Origin of the sequence: Streptosporangium sp. NPDC000239 (genome assembly GCF_040300765.1) — a bacterium.
Classification (GTDB): Bacteria; Actinomycetota; Actinomycetes; order Streptosporangiales; family Streptosporangiaceae; genus Streptosporangium.
In genome coordinates this window covers 129,447-154,248 of sequence record NZ_JBEPEI010000013.1, presented here as the reverse complement: position 1 = coordinate 154,248, position 24,802 = coordinate 129,447, and the positions used below count along the sequence as shown (strand labels likewise).

At 72.6% G+C, this 24,802-nt stretch carries 21 protein-coding genes; 17 read left to right on the top strand and 4 right to left on the bottom strand.

Features of this window, described 5'->3' with window-relative positions; genetic code table 11:
• Positions 1-13 precede the first annotated feature (13 nt).
• Together ABT340_RS28265 and ABT340_RS28260 are read right to left on the bottom strand one after the other, a co-directional pair.
• The gene (locus ABT340_RS28265; RefSeq protein WP_352013871.1) at positions 14-1,960 is read right to left on the bottom strand and encodes a vWA domain-containing protein; all 1,947 of its coding nucleotides are present in this window, start codon (positions 1,958-1,960) and stop codon (positions 14-16) included.
• 30 nt (positions 1,961-1,990) lie between these two features.
• Positions 1,991-3,388 carry a sigma 54-interacting transcriptional regulator gene (locus ABT340_RS28260; protein WP_352013870.1) on the bottom strand — a complete coding sequence of 466 codons (1,398 nt, stop codon included), beginning with the start codon at positions 3,386-3,388 and terminating at the stop codon, positions 1,991-1,993.
• A gap of 210 nt (positions 3,389-3,598) precedes the next feature.
• On the opposite strand from ABT340_RS28260, the gene ABT340_RS28255 reads away from it, so the two are divergent.
• Together ABT340_RS28255 and ABT340_RS28250 are read left to right on the top strand one after the other, a co-directional pair.
• The gene (locus ABT340_RS28255) at positions 3,599-4,741 is read left to right on the top strand and encodes an FIST signal transduction protein (RefSeq protein WP_352013938.1); all 1,143 of its coding nucleotides are present in this window, start codon (positions 3,599-3,601) and stop codon (positions 4,739-4,741) included.
• The gene (locus ABT340_RS28250; RefSeq protein ID WP_352013869.1) at positions 4,742-5,737 is read left to right on the top strand and encodes an ROK family protein; all 996 of its coding nucleotides are present in this window, start codon (positions 4,742-4,744) and stop codon (positions 5,735-5,737) included. It begins immediately after the preceding gene.
• 94 nt (positions 5,738-5,831) lie between these two features.
• On the opposite strand, the gene ABT340_RS28245 is transcribed toward ABT340_RS28250, so the two are convergent.
• A complete protein-coding gene (locus ABT340_RS28245) occupies positions 5,832-6,995 on the bottom strand; it encodes an alpha/beta hydrolase family protein (protein WP_352013868.1) in 1,164 nt (387 codons plus the stop codon).
• Positions 6,996-7,145: 150 nt separating this feature from the next.
• Between ABT340_RS28245 and ABT340_RS28240 the strand changes: the two genes are divergently transcribed.
• The 9 genes from ABT340_RS28240 to menC all read left to right on the top strand — a co-directional run bounded on the left by ABT340_RS28240 (position 7,146) and on the right by menC (position 19,542).
• Positions 7,146-8,678 carry a serine hydrolase domain-containing protein gene (locus tag ABT340_RS28240; RefSeq protein WP_352013867.1) on the top strand — a complete coding sequence of 511 codons (1,533 nt, stop codon included), beginning with the start codon at positions 7,146-7,148 and terminating at the stop codon, positions 8,676-8,678.
• 234 nt (positions 8,679-8,912) lie between these two features.
• Positions 8,913-10,478 carry an ABC transporter substrate-binding protein gene (locus tag ABT340_RS28235; RefSeq protein WP_352013866.1) on the top strand — a complete coding sequence of 522 codons (1,566 nt, stop codon included), beginning with the start codon at positions 8,913-8,915 and terminating at the stop codon, positions 10,476-10,478.
• 1 nt (position 10,479) lies between these two features.
• Complete coding sequence (locus tag ABT340_RS28230) at positions 10,480-11,436, top strand: ABC transporter permease (protein WP_352013865.1); 957 nt, start codon at positions 10,480-10,482, stop codon at positions 11,434-11,436.
• Positions 11,433-12,227 (top strand): ABC transporter permease, encoded by a 795-nt coding sequence (locus ABT340_RS28225; protein ID WP_352013864.1) that lies wholly within the window; start codon positions 11,433-11,435, stop codon positions 12,225-12,227. Before ABT340_RS28230 ends, ABT340_RS28225 begins: the two co-directional genes overlap by 4 nt.
• The gene (locus tag ABT340_RS28220; RefSeq protein ID WP_352013863.1) at positions 12,224-13,972 is read left to right on the top strand and encodes a dipeptide ABC transporter ATP-binding protein; all 1,749 of its coding nucleotides are present in this window, start codon (positions 12,224-12,226) and stop codon (positions 13,970-13,972) included. Before ABT340_RS28225 ends, ABT340_RS28220 begins: the two co-directional genes overlap by 4 nt.
• A 373-nt stretch (positions 13,973-14,345) precedes the next feature.
• Positions 14,346-15,890 carry an N-acyl-D-amino-acid deacylase family protein gene (locus tag ABT340_RS28215; protein ID WP_352013862.1) on the top strand — a complete coding sequence of 515 codons (1,545 nt, stop codon included), beginning with the start codon at positions 14,346-14,348 and terminating at the stop codon, positions 15,888-15,890.
• Entirely contained in the window at positions 15,887-17,458 is a 1,572-nt protein-coding gene (locus ABT340_RS28210) for a PucR family transcriptional regulator (RefSeq protein ID WP_352013861.1), read from the top strand. Before ABT340_RS28215 ends, ABT340_RS28210 begins: the two co-directional genes overlap by 4 nt.
• 180 nt (positions 17,459-17,638) lie before the next feature.
• On the top strand, positions 17,639-18,439 hold the full coding sequence (locus ABT340_RS28205) for a GNAT family N-acetyltransferase (RefSeq protein ID WP_352013860.1): 801 nt from the start codon (positions 17,639-17,641) through the stop codon (positions 18,437-18,439).
• Complete coding sequence (gene menC, locus ABT340_RS28200; protein WP_352013859.1) at positions 18,436-19,542, top strand: o-succinylbenzoate synthase; 1,107 nt, start codon at positions 18,436-18,438, stop codon at positions 19,540-19,542. The genes ABT340_RS28205 and menC overlap by 4 nt, the downstream gene beginning before the upstream one ends.
• 18 nt (positions 19,543-19,560) lie before the next feature.
• Here the strand turns inward: menC and ABT340_RS28195 are convergent, their stop codons facing one another.
• Entirely contained in the window at positions 19,561-20,094 is a 534-nt protein-coding gene (locus tag ABT340_RS28195) for a GNAT family N-acetyltransferase (RefSeq protein ID WP_352013858.1), read from the bottom strand.
• A gap of 76 nt (positions 20,095-20,170) precedes the next feature.
• On the opposite strand from ABT340_RS28195, the gene ABT340_RS28190 reads away from it, so the two are divergent.
• The 6 genes from ABT340_RS28190 to ABT340_RS28165 all read left to right on the top strand — a co-directional run bounded on the left by ABT340_RS28190 (position 20,171) and on the right by ABT340_RS28165 (position 24,710).
• Positions 20,171-20,995: an ABC transporter ATP-binding protein gene (locus ABT340_RS28190; RefSeq protein ID WP_352013857.1), complete on the top strand. Its 825-nt coding sequence runs from the start codon at positions 20,171-20,173 to the stop codon at positions 20,993-20,995.
• Positions 20,992-21,816 carry an ABC transporter permease gene (locus ABT340_RS28185; protein WP_352013856.1) on the top strand — a complete coding sequence of 275 codons (825 nt, stop codon included), beginning with the start codon at positions 20,992-20,994 and terminating at the stop codon, positions 21,814-21,816. The genes ABT340_RS28190 and ABT340_RS28185 overlap by 4 nt, the downstream gene beginning before the upstream one ends.
• A gap of 9 nt (positions 21,817-21,825) precedes the next feature.
• Positions 21,826-22,065: a helix-turn-helix transcriptional regulator gene (locus tag ABT340_RS28180; protein ID WP_352013855.1), complete on the top strand. Its 240-nt coding sequence runs from the start codon at positions 21,826-21,828 to the stop codon at positions 22,063-22,065.
• Between the two features lie 14 nt (positions 22,066-22,079).
• On the top strand, positions 22,080-22,616 hold the full coding sequence (locus ABT340_RS28175; RefSeq protein WP_352013854.1) for a hypothetical protein: 537 nt from the start codon (positions 22,080-22,082) through the stop codon (positions 22,614-22,616).
• Positions 22,617-22,702: 86 nt separating this feature from the next.
• Complete coding sequence (locus ABT340_RS28170) at positions 22,703-23,758, top strand: hypothetical protein (protein WP_352013853.1); 1,056 nt, start codon at positions 22,703-22,705, stop codon at positions 23,756-23,758.
• A gap of 115 nt (positions 23,759-23,873) precedes the next feature.
• Positions 23,874-24,710: a hypothetical protein gene (locus tag ABT340_RS28165; RefSeq protein ID WP_352013852.1), complete on the top strand. Its 837-nt coding sequence runs from the start codon at positions 23,874-23,876 to the stop codon at positions 24,708-24,710.
• The last annotated feature ends 92 nt before the right edge of the window (positions 24,711-24,802 follow it).

Genomic DNA, 24,802 nt, shown 5'->3' with positions numbered 1-24,802 from the left:
TTCGAGGAAGGGTTCAGCGCTTCCTGCGGACCCGCAGGAAGTCGCTGACGACGTACTCGCCGAGCCGGTCGGCGTTGGAGGAGAAGACCCGGCCGCCGTTGCGCCTGGCCACCTCGTTCACGAAGTCCCTCAGCCGCTCATCGTCGGCGAGCATGAAGACGTTGAGCGTCGCCCTGCGCCGGGTCATCTTGTCCACCTCGGCCAGCGTCAGGTCGAGCGTCTCGCGTGTCGGCGGCCACTCGAAGGCGGCCGAGCCGTTGCGCCGCAGGTGGGCGGTCGGCTCACCGTCGGTGACCACGAGCACGACCGGCTCGAAGTCCGGATGGCGGTCCAGGTGGCGGCCCGCGATCAGCAGCGCGTGGTGCAGGTTGGTGCCCTGGACCATGTCCCATTCGAGCCCGGCCAGCTCGTCGGGCTGCAGGACCCGGGCGTAGTTGGAGAAGCCGATGATCTGCACCGAGTCCTGGGGGAACTTCGAGGCGACCAGCGCCTGCAGGGCCATCGCGGTCTGCTTGGCCGCCGCCCAGGTGCCGCGCAGCGCCATCGAGTAGGACAGGTCGACCAGCAGGCACACCGCGGCCGCGGTGCGCCGCTCGGTCTCGGCCACCTCGAAGTCGTCGACCGAGAGGGTCACCGTCCCCGCCGCTCCGCCGCGCCGTACGCCGTTGACGACCGTGCGGACCACGTCGATGGGCTGCTCGTCGCCGAAGCGCCACGGCCGGGTCGAGCCGGTCAGCTCCCCGGCGGAGCCCGCGTCCACCTGGTCGTGGTCGCCCCTGCGACCGGAGTCGAGGGAGGCGAAGACGCGGCGTAGGGCGGTCTCCCCGAGGCGGCGCACCGCCTTGGGGGTGAGTTCGAGCTTGCCGCGCTGGCGGCGCAGGTATCCCTGCCGTTCGAGCTCTCGTTCGATCCGCTTGAGCGCGTCCAGGTCGTCGACGGCGGAACGGCCGAGGGCGCGGCGGACGGCCGCCTCGTCGATGTCGTCGAGGCGGGCGCCCGGGTAGTCCTGGCGCAGCGCGGCCTCAAGCTGGGTGAGGTCGGCCAGCTCCTCAAGGGCGTTGACCGCGTCGCCCATCCCCAGGGGGTCCTCGCCGGAGAGTCGTTCGGGGGTGTTCCAGGCCAGGTCGGGCCGGCGGGCGTAGAGGGAGTCGCCGAGGCGGCGCATCTGCTCGCCGAGCCCGGCCTGGTCGAGCGTCTGGTCGATCAGGCGGCTGAGCTCCTCGCGCTGGCGGGGGGTGAGCGAGGCCATCAGACGCTGGGTGGCGGCGGCCCTGCGGGCGAGGAGGTCGACCAGCTCCTCCAGGTTCCGCGGCGCCTCCGGAAACATGTCCCCATATTTCGACATGAAGGCGTCGAAGTCTTCCGGGGTGTGTTCGCCCCGCGCGTCCCGGTCCAGCATGTCGTTCAGCGCCGACATCATCTGCCCGACCCGCTCCATCGCGGCCGGATCGGGGTTGGCCAGCGCCTCGCGCATCCCGCGGAACTGGGTGTCGAGCACCTCCCTGCGCAGCAGGTCGCGCAGTTCCTCGAAGGTCTGACGCGCGGCGGCCGAACGCCACTGGTAGCCGCTCAGCTCCTGGATCGCGCCGGCCGCGTCGGAGGGCAGGCCGTCCAGCTCCGCCTCACGCAGTCTGGCGTCGTCGGACGGGTCGGGGAACAGCTCCGCGCGCTCCTGGCCGATCGCCTTGTCCAGCAGCGCCCTGGCCTGTTCGAGCGTCCCGTCGAGACGACCGCGCTCGCGCAGCTCACGCCTGCGCCGCCGTACCTCGCGGAGCAGGTCGTCCAGGCCGCGGCGGTCGTCCGCCCCCGGCAGGCCCTGCTTGAGCAGGTCACGCAGGGCGTGGGACGGGTTGGCCCCGGCCAGCACGGAGTCGCCCATCTGGTCGAGCGCCGAACGCACGTCGTACGGCGGCGCGAGCGGGTCGGGCCCTTCCCGGTACTCGCCATAGCGATAGCTCATCGAACGCCCTCCAACACGCGCCGCCGGGCCTCAGGTGCGGTAGACCGTCGTGCCGTCAACCTCGTCCTTGGACAGACGCCGCAGGAGATACAGGCCCTCAAGGGCGAACTCAAGGGCCGCCGCGGCGTGCCCGGGGGACTCGTCGCCGATGCCGAGCCCCGACATGATCTTGGCGAGCCCCGGCACGGGGCCGATCCCGCGCAGCAGGTCCGCGGCGGGGACCATGGCCCCCGACTCCACCTGGGTGCCCTCGGAGAACCGTTCGAGCAGCGGGGCCAGGTCGAGGCCGCCGATGGTGCCGCGGAAGGTCTCCGCGACGGCCCTGCGCAGCAGGTGGGACAGGACCTCGGTCTCCCGGCCCTCCTCGCTGACCTCGAACTCCACCTTGCCCCGCAGGGTGTGCACGATGCCCGGCAGGTCGGCGACCCGGGTCACCGCGCGCTCCTCGCCGGTCAGCGCCGCCCGCCGTACGGCTGAGGCGGCGGCGGTCTCGGCGGCGGCGATGGAGAAACGGGCCGAGACCCCGGAGCGCGCGTCGACCGCGGTCGACTCACGGACCAGGCGGGTGAAGCGGGCGATCACCTCGACCAGGTGGTCGGGCAGGTCGGCTCCCACCTGGTCGAGCGCGGCCTCCTGGCGGATGAGCCGGAGCTCGGTCTCGACGGACAGGGGGTAGTGGGTGCGGATCTCGGCGCCGAAGCGGTCCTTCAGCGGGGTGATGATCCGGCCCCGGTTGGTGTAGTCCTCCGGGTTGGCGCTGGCGATCAGCAGGATGTCCAGCGGCAGGCGCAGGTTGTATCCCCTGACCTGGATGTCGCGCTCCTCAAGCACGTTGAGCAGCGAGACCTGGATCCGCTCGGCCAGGTCGGGCAGCTCGTTGACCGAGAAGACACCCCGGTTGCTGCGGGGGACCAGGCCGTAGTGGACGGTCTCCGGATCGCCGAGCGTGCGCCCCTCGGCGATCTTGATGGGGTCGATGTCACCGATCAGGTCGCCGACGGAGGTGTCCGGGGTGGCGAGCTTCTCGCCGTAACGCTCGTCCCTGTGCCGCCAGGCGACCGGAAGCTCCTCGCCCGCCTCGTCGGCGAGCCTGCGGCAGCGGGCGCAGGAGGGGGCGTAGGGGTGGTCGTTGATCTCACAGCCGTCGACGACCGGCGTCCACTCGTCGAGGAGACCGGTCACCGTGCGGATGAGCCGGGTCTTGCCCTGCCCCCGCTCGCCGAGCAGGACCAGGTCGTGCCCGGCCAGCAGGGCTGTCTCCAGGTGTGGCAGGACGGTCTCGTCGAAACCCACGATGCCGGGGAACCTCGGCTGCCCGGCCCGTAGCCGGGCCAGCAGGTTCTCGCGGATCTCGGCCTTTACCGTGCGGTGGACATGGCCGCTCGCGCGAAGATCGCGCAGAGTACGTGGCTCTGGGATTTGAGGCACGAGATTGAGCCTACGTCCCCGAAGCCGAAACCGGGACTGTTATCCCGCTTTCGGATCTTGGACATCGTGTGCCGTCCGGCGCGCGTGCATGTCCTCACAGTGGGGAGAATCGCTGCAAGGCAAGGCTTCGGACAAGAAGGGGAGGTGAGACGAGTGGCGCTGTTGACGAGCTGCTTCTCCGACGGTCTCGCCGTGGGCTCCGACCTGGTCATGGCGGCGGAGACCGCCGTGCGCCAGGCCATCTCCGGCCTGACCGGGCCGCCTCACCTGGTCTGTTTCTTCATCTGCGGCGACGACCCCGACGAGGTCGCCCAGGCGGGGCTGCGCGTCATGCGGATGACACCGGAGGCGGCGGTGATCGGCTGCAGCGCGACGGGCGTGATCGGCGACGGCCGGGGTGTGGAGGTCACCCCCGCGGTGAGCGCCTGGGCCGCGACCCTCGACGGAGCCCGGCTGACGACCTTCGCCCTGGACACCCTCAGGGCCGATGACCGTTTCGTGGTCGTCGGCCTGCCGGAACCCCAGGCCGACGACCACGCGGCCATCCTTTTCGCCGACCCCTACAGCTTTCCGACCGACGGCTTCGTCGAACGTTCCGACGAGGTCCTCGGTGACCTGCCGCTGATCGGCGGCCTGGCCAACGCGCTCAGGGGCAGGGGAGCCGTACGGCTGTTCGCCGACGGCGAGGTCTACACCGAGGGAGCGGTCGGCGTCCTGCTCGGCGGAGCCGTCGATGTCAGGACCGTGGTCAGCCAGGGCTGCCGTCCGATCGGCCCGACGATGGCCGTCACCGGGGTCGAGGACAACCTCCTGCTCGAACTCGCGGGCCAGCCCGCCCTGGCCAGGCTTGAGGAGGTGGTCAGCGCGCTTGACGAGGACGAACGGGAGCTGGTCGCCTCAGGACTGCAGATCGGCGTCGCCATGGACGAGTACGCAGAACGGCACGAGCACGGCGACTTCCTCATCCGGGGGGTGCTCGGCATCGACCCGGAACGGGAGGCCGTCGCCATCGGGGACGTCGTCGAGATCGGCCGTACGGTGCGCTTCCAGGTGCGTGACGCCGCGACCGCCGACGAGGACCTCTACGAGCTGCTCGACGCCCACCGCGAGGAGTTCGGCGGAGTGGACGGCGCGCTGCTGTTCTCCTGCAACGGCAGGGGGTCGGCCATGTTCGGCAGCGCCGACCACGACGCCGTCGCGGTCAGGGAGACCCTCGGCCCGATCGGCGTCGCCGGGTTCTTCGCCGCGGGCGAGGTCGGCCCCGTCGGGGGCCACAACCACGTGCACGGTTTCACCGCCTCCGTCCTGGTCTTCTCCTCACGCCCCGGCGGCGACAGACCGTATGATCGCTAGATGTCCGGATCGGTGCTCGCCGTCGACATCGGCGGGACGAAGTTCGCCGTCGCCCTGGTCGGCAGTGAGGCCGGCGGCGAGGGCGAGGTCCTCAGGGCCCGCAGGACGGCGACACCCCCGGGTGGCGACGCCCAGACGCTGTGGAGGACGCTCGACTCCCTGATCGACGCGCTGCTCACGGAACCGGCCGAGGTCGTGGGTGTCGGGGTCGGCTGCGGTGGCCCGATGAACTGGCCGGAGGGCGAGGTCTCGCCGATCAACATGCCCGGCTGGCGTGACTTCCCGCTCAGGGCGCGGCTGGCGGAGCGCTTCCCCGGCGTGCCGGTGCGCGTGCACAACGACGCCGTCTGCCTGGCCGTCGCGGAACACTGGCGGGGTGCGGGCCGGGGCAGCGCCAACATGCTCGGCATGGTCGTCTCGACGGGAGTGGGCGGCGGGCTCGTCCTGGACGGCCGGTTGGTCAACGGCGGCAGCGGCAACGCCGGGCACGTCGGGCACGTCGTGGTCGAACCCGGCGGGCCGGTCTGCGGGTGCGGGGCCAGGGGCTGCCTTGAGGCCGTCGCGCGGGGCCCGGCCCTGGCCGCCTGGGCGCTGGGACGCGGCTGGCAGCCGGGCGCCGCCGTACGGGAGGCGCCCGGTCAGGGGGAGGCCGTGCCGTACGTGGAGGCGGCGACGGCGAGCGGGCGGCAGCTCGCCCTGGACGCCGCGGCGGGCGACCGGCTGGCGCTGGCCGCGATGGAACGGGCGGGACGGGCCCTCGGCCTGGCCGTCGCCGCCGCCGTCAACCTCTGCGACCTCGACCTCGTCACCGTCGGCGGCGGCCTCTCCCAGGCCGGACGCCTGCTGTTCGACCCGCTTGAGGCCGCGCTCGGCGAGCACACCCGGATGGGCTTCGCCCGCCGCGCCAGGGTGGTGCCCGCCGCCCTCGGCCAGGACGCGGGCCTGGTGGGCGCCGCCGCCCTCATCCTCGCCGCCTCCCACTACTGGCCCCGCTAACCGACCTTGAGCTGCTCGTCTCCGAAGTCGGCGATCAACCGGACGGTTGCGACGGTTGTGTCCCCGGTACGGCGGGGCCGTACCGGGGAGGGGGTCAGGGGGTCTTCCAGAGCCTGACCTCGGGGTTCCTGGGGGAGGGGCGGTTGAGCAGGGGGGAGGGGACCCCACGCAGGTGCAGGTCGAAGAAGGCCCGCACGTAGGAACGGGTGATCGGCACCGCCCTGGCGGCGGGGAGCGCGCCCGGAGGCGTGCCGAACTGCTCGATCAGCACCGGGTAGTCGGTGAACGACTCGTGCTCGGCGCCGGTGACCGTCGCCCAGCGCTTCCAGCCGGTCAGCCGGGGCCAGTTGTCCCGCCAGGACGTCTCCTCGTCGGGACCGCCGGGAAGGAACGACCCCTCGGTGCCGAACAACATGAACGGCCTGGCCAGGCCGCTCTCCGGGATCGGGACGATGAACGAGCCGTCCATGACGAGGCCCGCGTCGATCCTGGGGTCGTCGACCATGGCCTGGGCCGCGCTGTTGCCGCCGATGGAGTGGCCCGCCATGCCGATCCTCGACGCGTCGATCAGGCCGGGCGGCCCCCACGCGGGACGGGCGCCGGTCAGCCTGCCGATGAGGAAGGACACGTCGGCCGAGCGGATCGCCGGGACGAGGCCGGGGGAGTCCTCGATCTCGCAGGCCGCGCAGGTGACGGTGGTGCCGTCGGGCAGGGTGGTCGCCATCGCCTCGTACGGGTGCCCGACCGTGGCGACCGCGTAGCCCCGGCTGGCCAGCTCCTCACTGAGCGTGGTGAGCGAGGAGCGCGGCAGGCCGAACCCCGGTGAGAGGACCACCAGGGGCAGCCCCGAACGCAAGGGCCGCGCCCCGGTCCTGGCGTTCGTCCTGATCCTGTTCAGCAGGTCCGGCGGGGGGCCCTCGACGCCCAGCCCGGCCAGCAGCAGCGCCGACTCGGCGGGGGTCACGTACCGCGTCCTGACGCCGGTCTTGGCGCGGGCCGGGTAGCGGAGCGTGACCATCAGCTCGCGCCGCCGCCCCGGCTCCCACGGGTCGGCGCGGGAGGAGTCGACCAGGTGCAGGTCGACGGCGCCGACCGGGTGGGGGCCCGTCGGCTTCGGCAGGACGGGGACCGTGAACCGGGCGGCGTTCACCGACGCGGACACCGACACGGGAGCGGAGGAGGGAGCGGCATGGGCAGGGGCGGCGACCACGGCCACGGTGACGCAGGCCGCCAGCCCTCTCACGAGAACTTTGATCATTCGACGAACCTAATTCCGGCTTTTCCCGCGGGCGTGGGGCCGCGCGACAAAGGTTGCCGGTCCCGCGTCGTCCCCGGCGCCAAAGCGGTGTCGTCAACTTTGCGTCCACGGCCAAAAGGTTCGCGGCACCGTGTCGTGCATAGTGAAGCCATGGATCTTGAACTGGTAAAACGCGAGGTCGCGGCCCTGGTCGGGCCCGACGCCCCGGGGCTCGCGGTCGGCGTCTACGCCGACGGAAAGACTCTGCTCACCACGGCCCAGGGGATGGCCTGCGTCGAGTTCGGCGTCCCGGTCGACGCCCACACCCGCTTCGACATCGCCTCGGTCAGCAAGCAGTTCACCGCCGCGTGCGTCATGCTGCTGGCCAGGGACGGCAGGCTCAGCCTCGACGACGACATCAGGAAGCACATCCCGGACCTGGCGCTGACCGTACCCGTCACGCTGCGGCAGTGCCTGCAGCACACCGGCGGGCTGCCCGAGTGGTACACGCTGCAGGCGTTCACCGGGACGCCGTTCACCGCGCTGACCGAGGAACGGCTGCTCGACGAGGTCCGGGGGATCCGGCACACGGCCTTCCCGCCCGGGACCGACTTCAGCTACTCCAACACCGGCTACGTCCTGGCCGCCGTGGTGGTCCGCACGGTGAGCGGGAGCTCGCTCGCCGAGTTCGCCCGCGAGCGGATCTTCGGTCCGCTCGGCATGGACGACACCCTGTTCAGGGACGACACCACACTGCCGCTGCCCAGGCTGGCGTACGGCTACGGCAACGCGGACGGCGAGCCGAAGCGGGCCGACACCCTGGAGAGCGCGGTCGGTGACGGCGGCGTGGTGACCAGCGTGGCCGACCTGGCCCCCTGGTTCGGCTTCCTGGCCGACGGGCGGGTCCTGGGCGACGACCTGCGGCGGCAGCTGCTCGAACCGACCGTGCTGGCCGACGGCACCGCCCTGCGCTACGCCAGCGGCATCTACCACACGCCGATGGCGGGCAGCGCGGGCTACGGGCACGCGGGAGGCGTCCCCGGCTACCTGTCGAACCTGCTGTACCTGCCCGAGGCCGGCTTCGGCGTCGCCGTACTGTCCAACCAGACGGCGGTCGACCCGGTCAGGCTGAGCGAACGCCTGGCCAGGGCGCTGCTGGGCGAGGTGCCCGGGGCACTCTTCGAACCGGCCGAGACGGTGGACCCGGCGGTCGAGGTGCCGGCCGGGCACTGGCACGACCCGGTGGGAGACGCCTTCCTCACGCTCGAAGCCGCGGAGAACGGCCGGGTCAGGCTCGACAGGAGCGGTGACGTCACCGAGTTCGCCCTCGCCAAGGACGGCCGCTGGTACGGCCTCGGCGACGCGGACGGGCTCTGGCTTGAGCGCCGGGACGGCGAGCTGGCGCTGGACAGCGGCCTGGGGGCCCGGCGCCCGATCGTCTACCGGCCTTGTCAGGCGCCGGGCACCGAGCCCATGCCCGGCGGGGCCTACCACAGCGAGGAACTGGACGTCCGCGTCACGGTCAGGGACGGCGTGCTGCGCGCCGGGCGTGAGCTGCGGCTTCCCGTCGAACCAGCCCCGGCGGGGGTGTGGCAGGCGGGGCCGTTCACGTTGCGGCCCGACGGCGACGACCTGCTGATCAGCGGGGGCGGCCTGCGCCGGATGCGCTTCACGGGCGAGCCCGGCGGCGACCTCCGTGGATGAGCCCGGAGACGGCCTTCCCGGATGAGCCCGGAGACGGCCTTCCCGGATGAGCCCGGAGAGGGCTTTTCCGGGGCGGCCCGGGAGCGCCGGAGGGCGGGCCGAGGCGGGGAGCGGGAGCCCATGTTGGCCTGCAGCACGAGGGCGGGACCGAGGGTTTTGGCTGCGGGGTCAGTGAACGCGGGCCGGACGGCTTCTAGCGTCCCACTATCCCGCTCCCCTCCCGAGGTGGTCACCATGAAAACGCCGACCATCAGGGCCGCCGTGGTCGCCCTGCTCCTCCTTCCCGTCGCGGCCTGCGCGGGCTCCCCGCAGAAGGGCGCGACCGGCGCCGACCGCGACACCCTGGTCTGGGCGTCCTCCGCGGCGCCGAACAGCCTGGACATCGCGCACGGCTTCAACAACGCCTCGACCACCATCCAGCTCGCGGTGCTGGACACCATGGTCACCCTCGACGCCAAGGGGGCGCCCGCCCCGGGCCTGGCCACGTCGTGGACCCAGCCGACGCCGGACAGCTACGAGTTCACTCTGCGCAAGGCCGTGACCTTCACCGACGGCTCCCCGCTGACGGCCGACGACGCCGCCTACTCCCTGAGCCGTCACCTGGACCCGGCCGTCGCCTCCCAGGCGGCCAGCTACTTCACCACCGTCAAGAAGGCCGAGGCCGTCGGAACCGACAAGGTCAGGGTCACCCTGACCCGCCCCAACCCGGCCTTCCTGTCGGTGGCGGCCATCGCCTGGCAGGTCGTGCCGCGCAAGCTGGCCGAGGCGCACCCCAGGGACCTGGGCAGTCCCGAGGTCGGCACGATCGGCACCGGCCCCTTCAAGGTCGTGAAGTTCTCCCTCACCTCGGGCACCGTGCTGGAGCGCAACGAGTCCTACTGGGGGCCGAAGCCCGCGCTGCGCCGGGTCGAGATCAAATCCATCTCCGACGCCGAGACGCTCAGGATGGCCGTCAGGTCGGGGGAGATCGACGCCACCGACGGTCTCAACGCCCGGGACGCCCGCAAGTGGACGAACCTCCCCGGCGTCACCACGAGCTTCTACCCCGGCAACAACATCGCCTACCTGTCGCTGGCCGTCGGCAACGGCCCGCTCAAGGACGTCCACGTACGGCGGGCCATCGCGCACGCCGTGGACCGCCAGGCCCTGACCACCCTGATGACCGGGGGGCACGGCACCACGGCGAGGGCGATGCTGCCGATGCCGCAGATGACCGCCCTCTACGGCGACGACACGCCGAAGTTCCCCGACCACCCGTTCGACCTGGCCGCCGCCAAGGCCGAACTGGCCAAGTCGGCCTACCCGGACGGGTTCACGATGGCGGTGCCGTACTCCTCGGGGTCGGACGGCGCGACCGTCATGCAGGCCGTCGCCGCCGACCTCGCGAAGATCGGCATCAAGCTGACCATGGAGCCGAGCCCCGGCGACAGGTACATCGCCATGCTGATGGACCACAAGGGGCTCGGTGTGCAGTACGTCAACCTCTCCTACGGCACCCCGGAGCCGATCGAGGTCCTGCCCGACATGATCGGCCGCGCCGCGGCGAAACCGCAGGGCTTCAACTTCTCCGGGTACGGCTCCGCCGAACTGGACGCCCGGCTCGACGCCCTGAGCGAGGCCACCGCTCAGGAGCGTCAGGACCAGGTGACCGCCCTGCTCACCGAGATCGGGGAGCAGGTGCCGTACGTTCCGCTGTTCCACATGGACAACGGCATCGCGCTGCGCGACGGGTTCACCGCGCCGGGACTGAGTGTCTGGAACCCCAACTTCTTCGTCGTCATCCGCCCGGCGGGCAAGTGACATGGCCGTCCTCACTCTCGTCGCCCGCCGCCTGGCCGCCGCGCTGGTCCTGCTCGGCGCGCTCTCGGTGATCACCTACGGGCTGCTCGTCGCCTCACCCGGCGGTCCCGAGCAGGTGCTGCTGGGCACCCGCCCCTCGACGCCGGAGACCAGGGCCGCGATCAGGGCCGAGTACCACCTCGACGACCCGTTCCCGCTGCGCTACGCCCGCTGGCTCGGCGACGCCGTACAGGGTGACTTCGGCGTCTCCATCTACTCCAGGGAGCCGGTCGCCGACGTCATCGCCGACCGGCTGCCGGTCACCGCGGGCCTGGCGGGCTACGCCCTGCTGATCACCTTCGCCGTCGGCGTCCCGGTCGGGCTGGTGGCCGCGATGGGCCGGGGCGGCCTCCTCGACCAGGGCATCACCCTCGGCTCCCTGGTCCTGCTGGCCGTACCGCCGTTCGCGATGAGCATCCTGCTGCTGTACGGCTTCGCGGTCACCCTCGGCTGGTTCCCCGTCTTCGGCGCGGGCGAGACGTTCGCCGAACGCGTCACCCACCTGACGCTGCCCGCGCTCGCCCTGGCCGCGGCGCAGGGAGCCATGGTGGTACGGCAGATGCGGGCGGCGGCGCTCGACCTGGCCGGGCAGGACTTCCTGACCTTCGCCAGAGCGCGGGGGCTGCCGCGCGCGCGTGTCTGGATCGGTTACGCGCTGCGCAACGCGGCCCTGCCCGTGCTGACCGTCGGCGGCCTGCTGCTGGCGGCGAACCTGACCGGCGCCCTCTTCGTCGAACAGGCCTTCGGCCTGCACGGGCTCGGCGCCCTGCTCATCGCCGCCGTCAGCCAGAAGGACATCCCCGTGGTGCAGGCGCTCGTCCTGTTCAGCGGTGCGATCGTGGTCGTGGTCAACCTGCTGATCGACCTGGCCTACCTCGTGGTCGACCCCCGGGTACGGCACGGCGCGGTGGCGCTGTGAGGGGCGTGCTGGCCGGGGTGCTCGGCCTGGCGATCCTCGTCGGGCTGTTCGGCTCCCACCTGGCCCCCTACGACCCGGCGACGCAGGACCTGGCGCTCGGCGCGGCCGGTCCGGACGCGGCCCACTGGCTCGGCACCGACGACCTGGGCAGGGACGTGCTGTCCCGCCTCCTGACCGGGGCCGGGTCCGCGCTGCTGTGGCCCGTCCTCGTCGCGCTCGGCACGACCACGCTGAGCACCTCGCTCGGCCTGTTCGCCGGGTACCGGCTCGGCTGGATCGACGCGCTGATGATGCGGACCGTGGACCTGGCCATCGCGATGCCCGGAATGCTGGTGCTGATCGTGCTGGTCGGCGTGCTCGGCGGCGGGTACGGCTGGTCCGTGCTGGCCATGGCCGTACTGTTCACACCGGGCGACATCCGGGTGATCCGCAGCCTGACGCTCGCCCAGCGCGACCTGGCCTACGCCGAGGCGGCCAGGACCCTGGGGCTGCCGCCCCGGCGCGTCATGTTCCGCCACCTGTTGCCCAACCTCGCCCCCACGGTCGTCTCCAACGCCCTGCTGAGCTTCGTGGCCGCCCTGGTCTCGCTGGCCGGGCTCTCCTTCCTGGGCATCGGCCTGCCCGCGGGCACCCCCGACTGGGGGCTGATGGTCGAGGAGAACCGGGATCTGCTCGACCTCAACCCCTGGGCCTCCGTCGCCCCGGTCGTCCTGATCACCCTGATCGCCACCTCGGCCACCCTGCTGGGCGACCGGCTGTTCGACACCCTCTCCAAGGGAGGCGCCCGATGACCCTCCTCGACGTCACCGGCCTGACCGTCACCGGCCGTCACCTGGTCGTGGACGGCGTCGACCTGACCGTCTCCGCGGGGGAGACCGTCGGGCTGGTCGGCGAGTCGGGCAGCGGCAAGTCGCTGACCGCCAGGGCCGTGGCGGGGCTGCTGCCCAAGGGCATGACCGCGTCCGGCTCGGTCACCCTGTCCGGCCTGCAACTGCTCGGCGCCCGCGAGCGCGTGCTGCGGTCGGTGCGCGGCAGCCGGGTCGCGCTGCTCATGCAGGACCCCTTCGCCATGCTCAACCCGCTGATCACAGCCGGCGCCCACATCGCCGAGTCACTGCCCAGGACCAGGGCGGCGCGCCGGAACCGCGCCCAGCGCGGGGAGGAGGTGACGCGGCGGCTGGCCGAGGTGGGCATCGACGACCCCTCGGTCGCGGGACGCTACCCCTTCCAGCTCTCCGGGGGGATGCGGCAGCGGATCGCCCTCGCCGCGGCCCTGGCCGGTGACCCCGAGCTGCTCATCGCCGACGAGCCCACGACCGCGCTCGACGCGACCACCCAGCACGAGATCCTCATGCTGCTGCGCGAGGTCCAGCGGACGCGCGGGATGGGGGTGCTGCTGATCACCCACGACCTGCGGGTGGCCTTCGAGATGTGCGACCGGGTCGCGGTCATGTACGCGGGCCGGATCGTCGAGAGCGGGCCGGGCTTCGACGTGGCCAAGGTGCCCGCCCACCCCTACACGTCCGGGCTGCTGGCGGCGCTGCCCTCGGTGAGCGTGACGCTGCCCAGGCTTGAGGGCATCCCGGGCGCCGTGCCGTCCGCGGGGGACGTCACCGGGACGTGCGCCTTCGCCGACCGCTGCTCCCAGGCCGAACCCGGGTGCGGGCACGCCCGTCCGCCGCTGCGCGAGATCACCCCGGGCAGGCACACCGCCTGCCTGTACGAGGTGCGCCCCCGCCCCCACGCCGGGTCCCGTGCCGGGTCACAGCCCGCCACGCTCCGCGAGGCCCCGGCGGGCGGCCCGCTGCTCACCATCGACGGCCTGCGCAAACAGTACGGCGGGCACACCGCCCTCGGCGGCGTCTCGCTGACCGTCATGGAGGGCGAGAGCGTCGGCGTCGTCGGCGAGTCGGGTTCGGGCAAGACCACCCTGGCCCGGTGCGTCCTGGGCCTGGCCACCCCCGACGGAGGCCGGGTGGAGCTGGCCGGGCTCGACCTGACCCGGCGCGGGCGGCGGGGAGACCGGGCGCACCGGCTGGTGCAGTGCGTCTTCCAGGACCCCTCGACCTCGCTCAACCCCTCCCTGACCGTGGGCTCGACGCTCACCGAGGCCGCCGCCCAGGGATCACGTGAGGGACGGCTCTCCGTCCCCGAACTGCTCGACCTGGTCGGCCTGCCCGCCTCCTACGCCGAGCGCCGCCCCAGGGCGCTGTCCGGCGGCGAACGGCAGCGCGTGGCCATCGCCAGGGCCCTGGCCGTACGGCCCGCCCTGCTGATCTGCGACGAGCCGGTCGCCTCACTGGACGTCTCGGTCCAGGCCCACGTGCTGGAACTGCTGCGCACGGTGGGCCGCGACCTGGGCACCAGCCTGCTGTTCATCACCCACGACCTGGCCGTGGTCAGACAGATCACCGACAGGACCGTGGTCCTGTTCAAGGGAGAGGTGGTCGAGGAGGGCCGAACCCCCCAGATCCTGGACGCCCCCACCCACCCCTACACCCAGAAACTCCTGGCCTCGGTCCCCCCAACCCCCTAGGCCCCGTTCCAGCCCCGCGCGTGAGGAGTTTGATCTTCGCCTTACCGGCGCCGTGCGTGAGGAGTGTCGGCTTGGGCGCGTCGGTGTCTGGACTGAGGAGTGAGGGAGCGCAGCGGACGAGCGACGAGGGAAGACGCCGACTCGGGGCGCCCAAGCCCGCGACGCCGAAGGCGTCGCAAAAAGGCAGGGCGCAAAGAGACACGGTTCGGGCGCGCCGACGCTTGGACTGAGGAGCGAAGGAGCGAAGCGGATGAGCGACGAGGGAAAGCGTTGGCTCAAGGCGCCCGAACCCGCGACGCCGAAGGCGGAGCAAAGAGACACTGCATACTTTGGTCGCTTGTGGCCGGAGTAGCGAGAAAGGAAACCTTGCATCATGCACGACCTGCTGCTCAGCCATGGAAGCGTTCACGACGGGTTCGGCAGCCCCGCGAAGGACGCCGACGTCGCGATCTCCCAGGGCCGGATCGTCGCCGTCGGCCGTGACCTCGGGCCCGCCAGGCGGGTGATCGACGTCGCGGGGATGGTCGTCGCCCCCGGTTTCGTCGATCCGCACAGCCACTCCGACACCGTGCCCTTCCTCGCCGAACCCCAGCCCTTCAAGCTCCACCAGGGCGTCACCACCGAGATCGTCGGCAACTGCGGCTTCTCCTGCGGGCCGGCGAACCCGGAGACGGCCGGGTTCATGCCCGCCGTACTGGCCGAGCAGGCGTTCACCACGTTCGGCGAGTACCTCGACGCGGCGCGGGCGGCGGGGCCGAGCAACAACCTGGCCGTCATGGTGGGGCACAACACGCTGCGGCTGGCGGCGAGCGGGATGGAGGCGAAGCCGACGGGTGAGGCGCTCGACCGGATGCGCGTCCTGGCGGCCGAGGCGTTCGAGGCGGGCGCCGTCGGGCTGTCCAGCGGCCTTGAGTACGTCCCCGGCGCCTACGCCGGCACCGACGAACTGGTCGCGCTCGCGCTGGTCGCCCGGCGGTGGAACCTGCCCTACGCCACGCACATGCGCAGCGAGAGCGAGGGCCTGGCCGACGCGCTCGACGAGGCGATCACCGTCGCAACCCGGGCCGGGGTGCGGCTGCAGGTCTCGCACTGCAAGGCGTCGGGCCGGGCCGTACACGGGTCTTCGGCCATGCTGCTGGCCAAGCTCGCCGAGGCGCGCAGGTCGGGCCTGGACGTGCGCGCGGACGTGTATCCGTACCTGGCCTTCTGCACCGGTCTGGTCGCCGTGCTGCCGCCGGTCGCCTGCGAGGGCGGCCAGGAGGCACTGCTGGCCAGGCTCGCCGACCCCCTGACCAGGGCCGCGCTCCGCGCGATGGCCGAGGACCCGGCGACCGGCACCGGGGTCGGCCTGTGGCGTGAGCTGCACCCGGCCGACGTGCAGATCCTGACCCACTCCGACCCCGCCGTCGAGGGCAGGCGCCTTGCCGACCTGCCCGGGGACCCGTGGGAGGCCCTGTGCGACCTGCTTCGGCGGGATCCGCACGCCTCCGGGGTCTTCCACACCATGCACGACGACGACGTGACCGCGATCATGGCGGATCCGCTGGTCTCCATCGGTTCGGACGGCGGGCCCCCGGTCGGCCCCAACCACCCGCGTACGTTCGGCACCTTCCCCACCTTCCTGGGGACCTACGTCAGGGAGCGGAAGGTCGTCCCGATGCCCGAGGCGATCCGCAAGGTCAGCTCGGCCGTCGCCGCCCAGTTCGGGCTGACCGACCGGGGCTGGCTCGGTCCCGGCGCGGTCGCCGACGTCTGCGTCTTCGACCCCGCGACCGTCGGCCACGACGGCACCTACGAGGTCCCCGACGTGCGTCCCCACGGGGTGCGGCACGTGTTCCTCGCCGGGCGGGAGGTGGTCGCCGACGGCGAGTTCACCGGGGGCAGGCATGGAACGGTCCTGCGCCGGGGGATGTCATGACGGCGCGCGGCCGGGTCACGCTCGGTGTGCTGCTGGACAGTCTCGGTCCCGAGATGGTGCGTCCGCTCGCCCTGCCCGGCGGCAGGGAGCCGCTGATCGGCACACCGGTCATCTACGACCCCGAGGAGGCCATGACCGGTCTCGACGGCGCCGTGCTGCTGGTCACCGGGCGCCCGTCCGCCGAGATGCTGACCCGCGCGGGTGAGGCGGGCGTCGCGGTCGTGGTGGTCAAACCGGGCACGAGCGACCCGGAGTCGCTGGCCGAGGTGGCAGAGGCGGCCGGTACGGCGTTGCTCGCCGCCGCTCCCGACCTGTCCTGGGGGCAGCTCTACACGCTGATCGACGCCCTGCTCGCGGTGGTCGCGCCCGTCGAGTCGCTGGGCGACGCCAGGGCGGCCGACCTGTTCGCGCTGGCCAACCAGGTGGCGGTACGGGTCGGCGGGGCCGTGGCCATCGAGGACCTGGCGATGCGGGTGCTGGCCTACTCGACGGTCGAGGGGCAGCAGATCGACGACCTGCGCAGGGAGGGCATCCTGGGCCGCAGGGTGCCCGAGCACCCGACCAACACCGAGGAGTACGCCGCGGTGCTGCGCGCCGAGGACGCGGTGTGGAGCTACGAACCGCGCGAGTACTACCCCCGGCTGGCCATCGCCATCCGCGCGCACGGTGAGGCGCTCGGCACGATCTGGGCGCTCAGGGCGGAGGAGCCGCTGGCGGCCGACGCCGCGCAGGTGCTCGCGGAGGCGGCCCGCGCCGCCGCCCCCCACCTGGCCAGGATCACCCTGGCCGCGGACGAGGCCCGCAGGCGCCGTGACGAGTGCCTGGGCAACCTGCTGCGCGGCATCGGGCCGGTCAGGGAGCTGGCCACCTCCTTCGGCCTGCTGCCCGACGAGCCGGTCACCGTGGTCACCATCGGGCCGCACGGCCGTACGGCCGACGCCTTCGCGGCCACCCACACCGGCGACCTGCTGCGCACCGCCTACGCGGCCTACCGGATGCGCGCGGCGACGGGGGCGGTCGACGGGCGCGCCCACGCGATCGTCGCCACGGACTCGGTGACGCCGCTGCTGCGCAGGATCACCGCCGACGTCCTGGCCAGGATGCGCGACCGGCTCGGCGGGCAGTGGCGGGCGGGGATCGGCAGGGTGGTCCCGGCGGCCGCGCTGGCGCCGACCAGCGCCCGTCAGGCGGAGGAGGCGTTGCGGGCGGTGTGCGGGCCGTACGCGAGGGCCGAGGTCGGGCACCACGAGGAGTTGTCGGCGGCGCTGTTCCTGATGGACATGGACGCCTCCGTCCGGGCCAAGCCCTCCCTGCACGGCGAGCCGCTCGGGGTGGTCGCCGCGCACGACGCCAGGCACGGCACCCACTACGTGCGCAGCCTGCGGGTGTGGGTGACCGCGCACTACGACGTGCCCAGGGCGGCCGACACGCTGTCCCTGCACCCCAACACCCTGCGCTACCGGCTGCGCAGGATCGGCGAGCTGATCGACCTGGACGACCCGGACACCCGCCTGGTCCTGGCGCTCCAGCTCCGGCTGAGCGGCGCCGCGGGACCGGACGGCTCGTGAGCGGCGTCATCGGGCCGGGCGGGCTTCGAGCGGCGCCGCCGGGCCGTACGGGTTCGGGCGACGCCGCGAGGTCGTGCGAGCGCCGGACGGGTGGCGCTGAGCGGGACCACAAATCCGGGCGGGTGAAGTTCGGCGTGTGCGCCAACGCTCCGGAGGCCTTCCGGCAGGATGCTGTCTGCCATGGTCGAACTCCTCGCCTCGGCTCGGGCCGGGGTACGTCTCCTCTCTCTGCACGGCACCGCCGACCTGCAGCGCGCCGACCGGCTGCTCCGTCAGGTCTGGGGGACCAGGCCGGGTGACGATCCGCCCATCTCCCTGGACGTGATGTGCGCGCTGGCGCACGTCGGCGGCTACATCGGCGGCGCCTTCCTCGACGAGGAACTGGTCGGCGCCGCCGTGGGGTTCCTCGCCGCGGACAGGAGCCTGCACTCCCACGTCGCCGGGGTCGCCTCCCGGGCGCGGGGACTCGGCGTCGGCCTGGCGCTCAAGGAACACCAGCGAGCCTGGGCGGCCGAGCGCGGCCTCGTCGCCGTCTCCTGGACCTTCGACCCGCTCGTACGGCGCAACGCCTACTTCAACCTGGTCAAACTCGGCGCGAAGGTCGCCGAGTACCTCCCTGACTTCTACGGCCCGATGAGTGACGGCATCAACGACGGGGACGTCTCCGACCGGCTGTTCGTCACCTGGCCCGTCACCCCGGACCCCGCCCCGGCCACCGAACGGGCGGCAGGGCCGTCCGAGACCGCCGCCGTGACCGTCCTCGACGAGGCGGGGACCGTACGGCCCGGCGGCGGGGCGCCTCTGCTACGCTGCGCGACTCCGCCGGACATCGAGCGGTTGCGCGTGGACGAGCCCGGCGAGGCCAGACACTGGCGGGCCGCGCTGGGCGGGGTGCTCGGCGCGGCGTTCGCCGACGGTTACCGGATCACCGGCTTCACCCGATCCGGGTGGTATCTGCTGGCCAGAGGAGGCACGGCGTGAAACTGACAGGTGTGGAGCTGCGTAAGGTCGCGCTGCCGCTGGTGACCCCGTTCAGGACGTCCCTGGGCACCCAGACGGTGCGGGAGGCGCTGCTCGTGCGGGTGGTGACCGACGAGGGCGAGGGCTGGGCGGAGTGCGTGGCCGAGGACGAGCCGAGCTACTGCCCCGAGTACCTTGAGGGCGCCGCGGACGTGATCCGCCGGTTCCTGCTGCCGGTGCTCTTCCCCCTCGACCTGGACCCGGCGGCCGTCGCCCCCGCGTTCGGCCACGTGCGCGCCCACCAGATGGCCAAGTCCGCCGTCGAGACGGCCGTGCTCGACGCCTGGCTGCGCTCCCGGGGCGTCTCCCTGGCCTCCTACCTGGGCGCGGTACGGCACAGCCTGCCCGTCGGCGTCTCGGTCGGCATCGCCGAGAGCATCGACGCGCTGCTCGACACCGTGGACCGGCACCTGGCCGCCGGATACGCCAGGGTGAAGCTGAAGATCGAACCCGGCTGGGACCTCGAACCCGTCAGGCGGGTCAGGGAGACCTTCGGCTCCGGCGTGATGCTCACCGTGGACGCGAACACCGCCTACGAGGCCGCCGACATCCCCCATCTGACCAGGCTCGACGCCTACGGCCTGGCGATGATCGAGCAGCCCTTCGCCCCCGGCGACCTGCACACCCACGCCCGGTTCGCGGCCAGGTCGAACACCCCGGTCTGCCTGGACGAGAGCATCACCTCGGCGCGTGACGCGGCGGCGGCGATCAGGATGGACGCCTGCTCGATCATCAACATCAAGCCGGGCCGGGTGGGCGGCTACCTGGAGGCGCGGCGCATCCACGACGTGGCCCGCGCCAACGGGCTGCCCGTGTGGTGCGGCGGCATGCTGGAGACCGGTCTCGGCAGGGCCGCCAACCTGGCACTCGCCGCGCTGCCCGGTTTCACGCTGCCCGGCGACATCTCGGCGACCGCGCGCTACTACGGGCGGGACGTCACGGCGCCGTTCGTGCTGACCGGGGGAGAGATGACCGTGCCCTCGGGGCCGGGGATCGGCATCACCCCCGTCCAGGAGGACCTGGACGCGCTGACCACCGAGACCGAGTGGATCGCCGCCCCCTGACTTCGCGGTGACCGGCGCCTACCAGACGTCACCGTCGCGCCAGTCGCAGGTCAGCGTGCCCGACAGGGTGAGCGGAACCGTCACGGGGAGGACGTGGACCCCCTCGTCCTCCTCCTCGGTGCGTTCGAGGCCGTCCGGGGTGAGCACGAACGTCTCGCCCCGCCACTGCCGCCAGCCGCGTCCCCGGTAGAAGGGCACGGCCTCGTCGGACGCGCTGAGCGCGCCGAGGTCGTAGGCGCCGTGGACGACCCGTTCCAGCGCGTCCATCAGGGCGGTGCCGTACCCTCCGCGCCGTAGGTCCGCGCGGACCCCGACGGCCTCGACGTAGCCCGCGCGCAGCGCCCTGCCGCCGTGCAGCATCCGCCGCTGGACCACCGAGGCGTGCCCGACCAGCTCGGCTCCCCGCCAGGCCAGGGCGTGCACCCCGCCCAGGGCGTGCTCCCAGTCGTCGTCGCTCAGGTCTCCGTCGAAGACCTCGACGAGCAGTCTCCTGGCGGTTTCGAGGGTGGCGGTGTCCAGTTCCGAGGTGTGGGCCGTACGAACGTCGATCATCTCTCCATCCTGGCAGCCGAGATCCGTTCGTAGTAGTGGTTGTTTGGGATGTAGTAGGTGTACTACATTCGAAAGCATGGATGCTGTGATTAGCGTTCGCGGGCTGCGAATGTCGTACGGCCGGAACGAGGTGCTGCGCGGGGTCGACCTTGAGGTGCGACGCGGGGAGACCGTCGCACTGCTCGGGCCGAACGGCGCGGGGAAGACGACCACCGTCGAGATCCTCGAAGGCTTCCGCCTCCCGTCGGCGGGCGAGGTCGAGGTCCTGGGCGTCGATCCCGCGCGGGGCGACGACGCCTGGCGGGCCAGGCTCGGCGTCGTCCTGCAGAACTGGCGGGACCACCCGCGCTGGCGGGTGGGCGAACTGCTCGGCCACGTCGCCGCGCACTACCCGGCGCCGTGGAACACCGGGGAGCTGCTCGACGCCCTCGGCCTGTCCGGGAAGGCCACCGCGAAGGTCGGCCAGCTCTCCGGCGGCCAGCGCCGCAGGCTCGACGTGGCGCTCGGCGTCGTCGGCAGGCCCGACCTGCTCTTCCTCGACGAGCCGACGACCGGCTTCGACCCCGAGGCGCGGCGCGAGTTCCACGACCTGGTCCGCGGGCTCGACACGACCATCCTGCTGACCACCCACGACCTGGCCGAGGCCGAACGGCTCGCGGACCGCATCGCGGTGCTGGTCGAGGGACGCGTCGCCGTCTCCGGCACCCCCGCCGAGCTGGCCGCCGCCGTACGGGCGCCGTCACGGGTGCGCTGGCAGGACGGGTGCGAGCTGACCGACGACCCGTCACGGCTGGCCTGGGAACTCCACCAGAGGTACGGCGGGCCCGTCCCCGACCTGGAGATCCGGCGGCCGACGCTGGAGGAGAGCTACCTGAGCCTGATCGATCGGAGCGCGGCATGAACGGCACACTGGGCCTCGGGATCCGCCGAGGACTGATCGAGCAGGGCACCCTCCTGCGGGACAGGAAGGAGGTGACCGGCCAGCTCGCCGGCGGGGTCGGCGTCTTCCTGCTGCTCACGCTGTGGATAGGCGGCAACCCGGCCGGTGGCGGAGTCGACATGGCCACGTTCATGGCGGTCGGGTTCACGGCGTTCATGGTGTTCTCCACCGGGGTGACGACGCTGCCGATGCTGATCGCGGCCGACCGGGAGGAGGGCGCGCTGCTCCGGCTGCGGGCGCTGCCGCGCGGCATCCCGGTCTACGTGACGGGACGCGCCGTCTCGGTGCTGTGCCAGATCCTGACGCAGGCGACGCTGATGCTGCTGGCGGGCGTGCTCGTCGCGGGCGTCCGGCCCCCCGCGACCCCGCAGGCGTGGCTGACCTTCGGCTGGGCGCTCGTGCTCGGGGCGCTCTCCGTGGTGCCCGTCGGGGCCGCGCTCGGCGCGATGCTGTCCAACCCCAAGAGCGCGGCGCTGGTGCTCGGGCTGCCGTCCATGCTGCTGATGCTGATCTCCGGGGTGATGCTCCCGCTGCGGATGCTGCCCGAGGTGGTCGGCCGGGTCGCCCAGGCCTTCCCGCTCTACTGGCAGGGACACGCCCTGCGGGCCGCGTTCCTGCCGCCGGGTGCCGCGGCGGCCGAACTCGGCGGCGCCTGGCAGCTCGGGACCGCCGCGACGGTGATGGGACTCTGGGCGATCGCCGGTATGGTTCTGGCACCCTGGCTGCTGCGCAAGGTCACCCGCGGGGCGTCCGGGACCCGGCAGGCCGAGCGGCGGATATGAGGCTCCCGAATGTCCAGCGAGATCGTCTACAACCGCATCTCGATGCTGCGCGCCGAACGCGGGATCTCCCGCAAGGACCTGGCGACGGCCCTGGGTGTGCACTACCAGACGGTCGGCTACCTGGAACGCGGCGAGTACAGCCCCAGCCTGTTCCTCGCGCTGCGGATCGCCGAGTACTTCGAGGTGCCGGTGGAGGTCGTGTTCTCACTGACCCCCTTCGCCCGGCTGGGCAGCGGGGGCGGGACATGAGGAAGGAGAGACCGATGCGTCGCTGGATCGACCGTCGCGTCCGCGAACGTGTGGCCCTCATCGAGAACAGCCCGGCCCGTCGTGTCTGGACGGGCAGGCGCAACCGCAGGCGGCTCGTGATCGCCGGGGGCGCGGCCCTGCTGGTGCTCTGGGCGGGCCTGGTGGTCATCGTCAGGCTCGCGCCGAGCGACCTGGCCCGCAACGTCTACCTGTCCATGTTCGCGCTCGCCGTGGCCGTCCTGGTCCCGGTGTACGGCTGGCTCACCCTCGCCACCAAGGGCGTCACCACCATCCCCGCCGAGTATCTCGACGAACGGCAGCGTGGCGAACAGCAGCGGGCCTACACGGGCGCGCACACCCTCACCACGGTCGTGCTGGCCGTACTGGTGGTCCTGGCCGGCCTGTGGAGCACGGGAGGCCGGCTGACCCTGGACGTGCCGACCGCCCTGCTGCTGCCCCTGGCCCTGACCCTGCTCGCCACCCACTACACCCTGCCCCTCCTCCTGGAGGGCTGGCGGCTGCCCGACCCGCCCCCCGACGAGGACGACTGACCGATCGGCTGTGAGCCCTCTCAGCCCGGCTCAGCTTCGCCACAGGACCACCTGTGTAGGTTCCGGAGCCGAACGGGGGTCGGCTCATGACTGACATCGCACATCCATCGTCACCCGATCGGCGGTTGGCGTGGACCGGGTACGCGGCCTTCGGCTGGGCGGTGGCCTACGGGGGGTTCGGCCTGGTCACGGCGCTGACCGGAACCGCGATCTTCTACCGTGCCGCGCATCCGCTGCCGGTCGGCCTGAACTGGGCCGCCGTGACCGCCGCCGCCCTCGTGGCGGTGACGACGCTGGCCGTGGCGCGGCCCCGGGGCCCGCGGCTTCCCCGGCGGGTCGTTCTCGCCGCCCTGATCGGGCTGTGCGCGCTGGTCGGCGTGGCCGCGTTCGGCCTGCTGATGGACGCGATCACCTTCGTCTTCGGCCAGACCGTCGACAGCTGGACGGGGGCCGCCAACCGGGCGCTCGCCGGGCTCGGTGTGGTGCTGCTCGCCGCCACGGCCCTCTCCTACCGCTCCTCGACCTCCGGCGTCTGCCCGCGGTGCGGTGCCGTACACACCTCCTCGACCGTGTGGAACAGGCCGGAACCCACACCCGCTCCGCGGCGCGTCCGGGCGTCGGCCTACGTGGGCGCCGCGGCGTTCCTGCCCTACGCGGTCATGAAGACGACATGGGCGCTCGGCGGGACCTTCGCGGGGATCACCGGCGAGGAGATGGTGGCGACGCACGAGCGCAACGGCGCCTCGGAGCTGTGGCTCACCCTGGACCGCTGGGGCATCGACCCCACAGCGCTGCTGGCGGTGCTCGGAGTGTTCCTCCTCCTCGGTCTGGTGCGGCCCTGGGGCCAGGTGTTCCCCCGCTGGACGCTCGTCCTGCGGGGGAGGCGGGTGCCCCGCTGGCTGCCGCTCACCCCGGCACTGATCGGCGCCGCCACGCTCGCGCCCTACGGGGTGGCCGGAGTCGTCTACGCCACCCTCGGCACGGCAGGCGTGATCACCGTCTCCAGGGGAGACTTCTCCACCGTGGGCGACGCCCTCCTGGTGACCTGGTTCGGCCTGGGCGCCTTCGCCGCGTACGGCCTGGCCCTGGCCCTGGCCGCCTGGTCCTACTGGCGCCGCACCCGGCCGACCTGCGTGGGCTGACCGCCGGGACCGAGGCTCCGGAAAAGGGCTCTCATGTGAGGCTTTCGCGCTCGGCCCACGGTGGTCGAAATACGCCCCGCGCCGGGCGACACGACAACGGGAAGGTGGGGAAATGATGACCGGGTGGTCTCGGGAGGAGGTCTTCGCGGCGCTCAGGGGGTGTCTGCTGCGGGTGAGGGTCTTGACGGAGGGGGCCTTCGTCGTCGATGTCGTCGCGGAGCCGTACGGCATGCTGGTGGTCTTCCGCTGGAGGAAGGACCCGAACACCTACGCCGTCGAGGTCGCGTTTCCCACGGAGCCGAGGAACTCCGTGATCGGCGAACCGATGACCTCGCCGGACGAATGGGCGGCGGACGTCGGTTACCGCCTCGCGGAGGAACTCGCGACCGGGCTGGTCCGCCGGGGGCGCAGGACGGTCAGGGACGGTTATGTGGTGCTGGGCGTTCGCGACGCCCCGGACCCCTGGCCTGCGGGGTTCTATGTCAGTGATGTTCCGCTCATATCCCTGCGAAGGGGGTTCCGTCTCGCGCGGAGGCGGATGGTGGTTCCCGTGGCCGCGTCCGAGGCCGGTTCCTGGCTGGCCGAGGCGGGGATGGACGTGACCGTTCCCCGGAGGCTGGTCGCCGAGAACAGGCTCGTCTGCTGGTTGCAGGCCTACGCCGACAACGAGCGGGGAGAGCCTTTCGTCGGTCAGGCGGTGGCCTCCTGGGAGGACGCGCCGCGCACCACCGCCCGCCTGGAACTGGCGCACGTCCAGCCCGGCGTCCCCCCGCAGGTGCGTGCCGCGCTGGTGCGCGTCGTGATCCACGAGGCGGCCGAGGTGGGTGCCCTACGGGTGGTCACCGCGCTCGACGTTCCCGAACTCCACGAACTGGGGTTCCGGCCCCTGGACGGCGGCGGCCTCGCGCTTCACACCACCGTCGCCGAGCCGCCCTCCACGCCCGGAGGCTGACCCGGCCCACCGGGGAGGACGGCCGCCGAAAGACGGCCACCGGGGAGGACGGTCTGGGGAGGACGACCCCGGAGGACGGCCTGGGGAAGGCG

Bases quoted from the DNA above. Each gene is read 5' to 3' on its own strand.
- ABT340_RS28265 (WP_352013871.1), bottom strand. From the start codon at position 1,960: ATGAGCTATCGCTATGGCGAGTACCGGGAAGGGCCCGACCCGCTCGCG.
- ABT340_RS28255 (WP_352013938.1), top strand. From the start codon at position 3,599: ATGGCGGCGGAGACCGCCGTGCGCCAGGCCATCTCCGGCCTGACCGGG.
- ABT340_RS28250 (WP_352013869.1), top strand. From the start codon at position 4,742: ATGTCCGGATCGGTGCTCGCCGTCGACATCGGCGGGACGAAGTTCGCC.
- ABT340_RS28245 (WP_352013868.1), bottom strand. From the start codon at position 6,995: ATGATCAAAGTTCTCGTGAGAGGGCTGGCGGCCTGCGTCACCGTGGCC.
- ABT340_RS28240 (WP_352013867.1), top strand. From the start codon at position 7,146: ATGGATCTTGAACTGGTAAAACGCGAGGTCGCGGCCCTGGTCGGGCCC.
- ABT340_RS28235 (WP_352013866.1), top strand. From the start codon at position 8,913: ATGAAAACGCCGACCATCAGGGCCGCCGTGGTCGCCCTGCTCCTCCTT.
- ABT340_RS28230 (WP_352013865.1), top strand. From the start codon at position 10,480: ATGGCCGTCCTCACTCTCGTCGCCCGCCGCCTGGCCGCCGCGCTGGTC.
- ABT340_RS28220 (WP_352013863.1), top strand. From the start codon at position 12,224: ATGACCCTCCTCGACGTCACCGGCCTGACCGTCACCGGCCGTCACCTG.
- ABT340_RS28215 (WP_352013862.1), top strand. From the start codon at position 14,346: ATGCACGACCTGCTGCTCAGCCATGGAAGCGTTCACGACGGGTTCGGC.
- ABT340_RS28210 (WP_352013861.1), top strand. From the start codon at position 15,887: ATGACGGCGCGCGGCCGGGTCACGCTCGGTGTGCTGCTGGACAGTCTC.
- ABT340_RS28205 (WP_352013860.1), top strand. From the start codon at position 17,639: ATGGTCGAACTCCTCGCCTCGGCTCGGGCCGGGGTACGTCTCCTCTCT.
- ABT340_RS28195 (WP_352013858.1), bottom strand. From the start codon at position 20,094: ATGATCGACGTTCGTACGGCCCACACCTCGGAACTGGACACCGCCACC.
- ABT340_RS28190 (WP_352013857.1), top strand. From the start codon at position 20,171: ATGGATGCTGTGATTAGCGTTCGCGGGCTGCGAATGTCGTACGGCCGG.
- ABT340_RS28185 (WP_352013856.1), top strand. From the start codon at position 20,992: ATGAACGGCACACTGGGCCTCGGGATCCGCCGAGGACTGATCGAGCAG.
- ABT340_RS28180 (WP_352013855.1), top strand. From the start codon at position 21,826: ATGTCCAGCGAGATCGTCTACAACCGCATCTCGATGCTGCGCGCCGAA.
- ABT340_RS28175 (WP_352013854.1), top strand. From the start codon at position 22,080: ATGCGTCGCTGGATCGACCGTCGCGTCCGCGAACGTGTGGCCCTCATC.
- ABT340_RS28170 (WP_352013853.1), top strand. From the start codon at position 22,703: ATGACTGACATCGCACATCCATCGTCACCCGATCGGCGGTTGGCGTGG.
- ABT340_RS28165 (WP_352013852.1), top strand. From the start codon at position 23,874: ATGACCGGGTGGTCTCGGGAGGAGGTCTTCGCGGCGCTCAGGGGGTGT.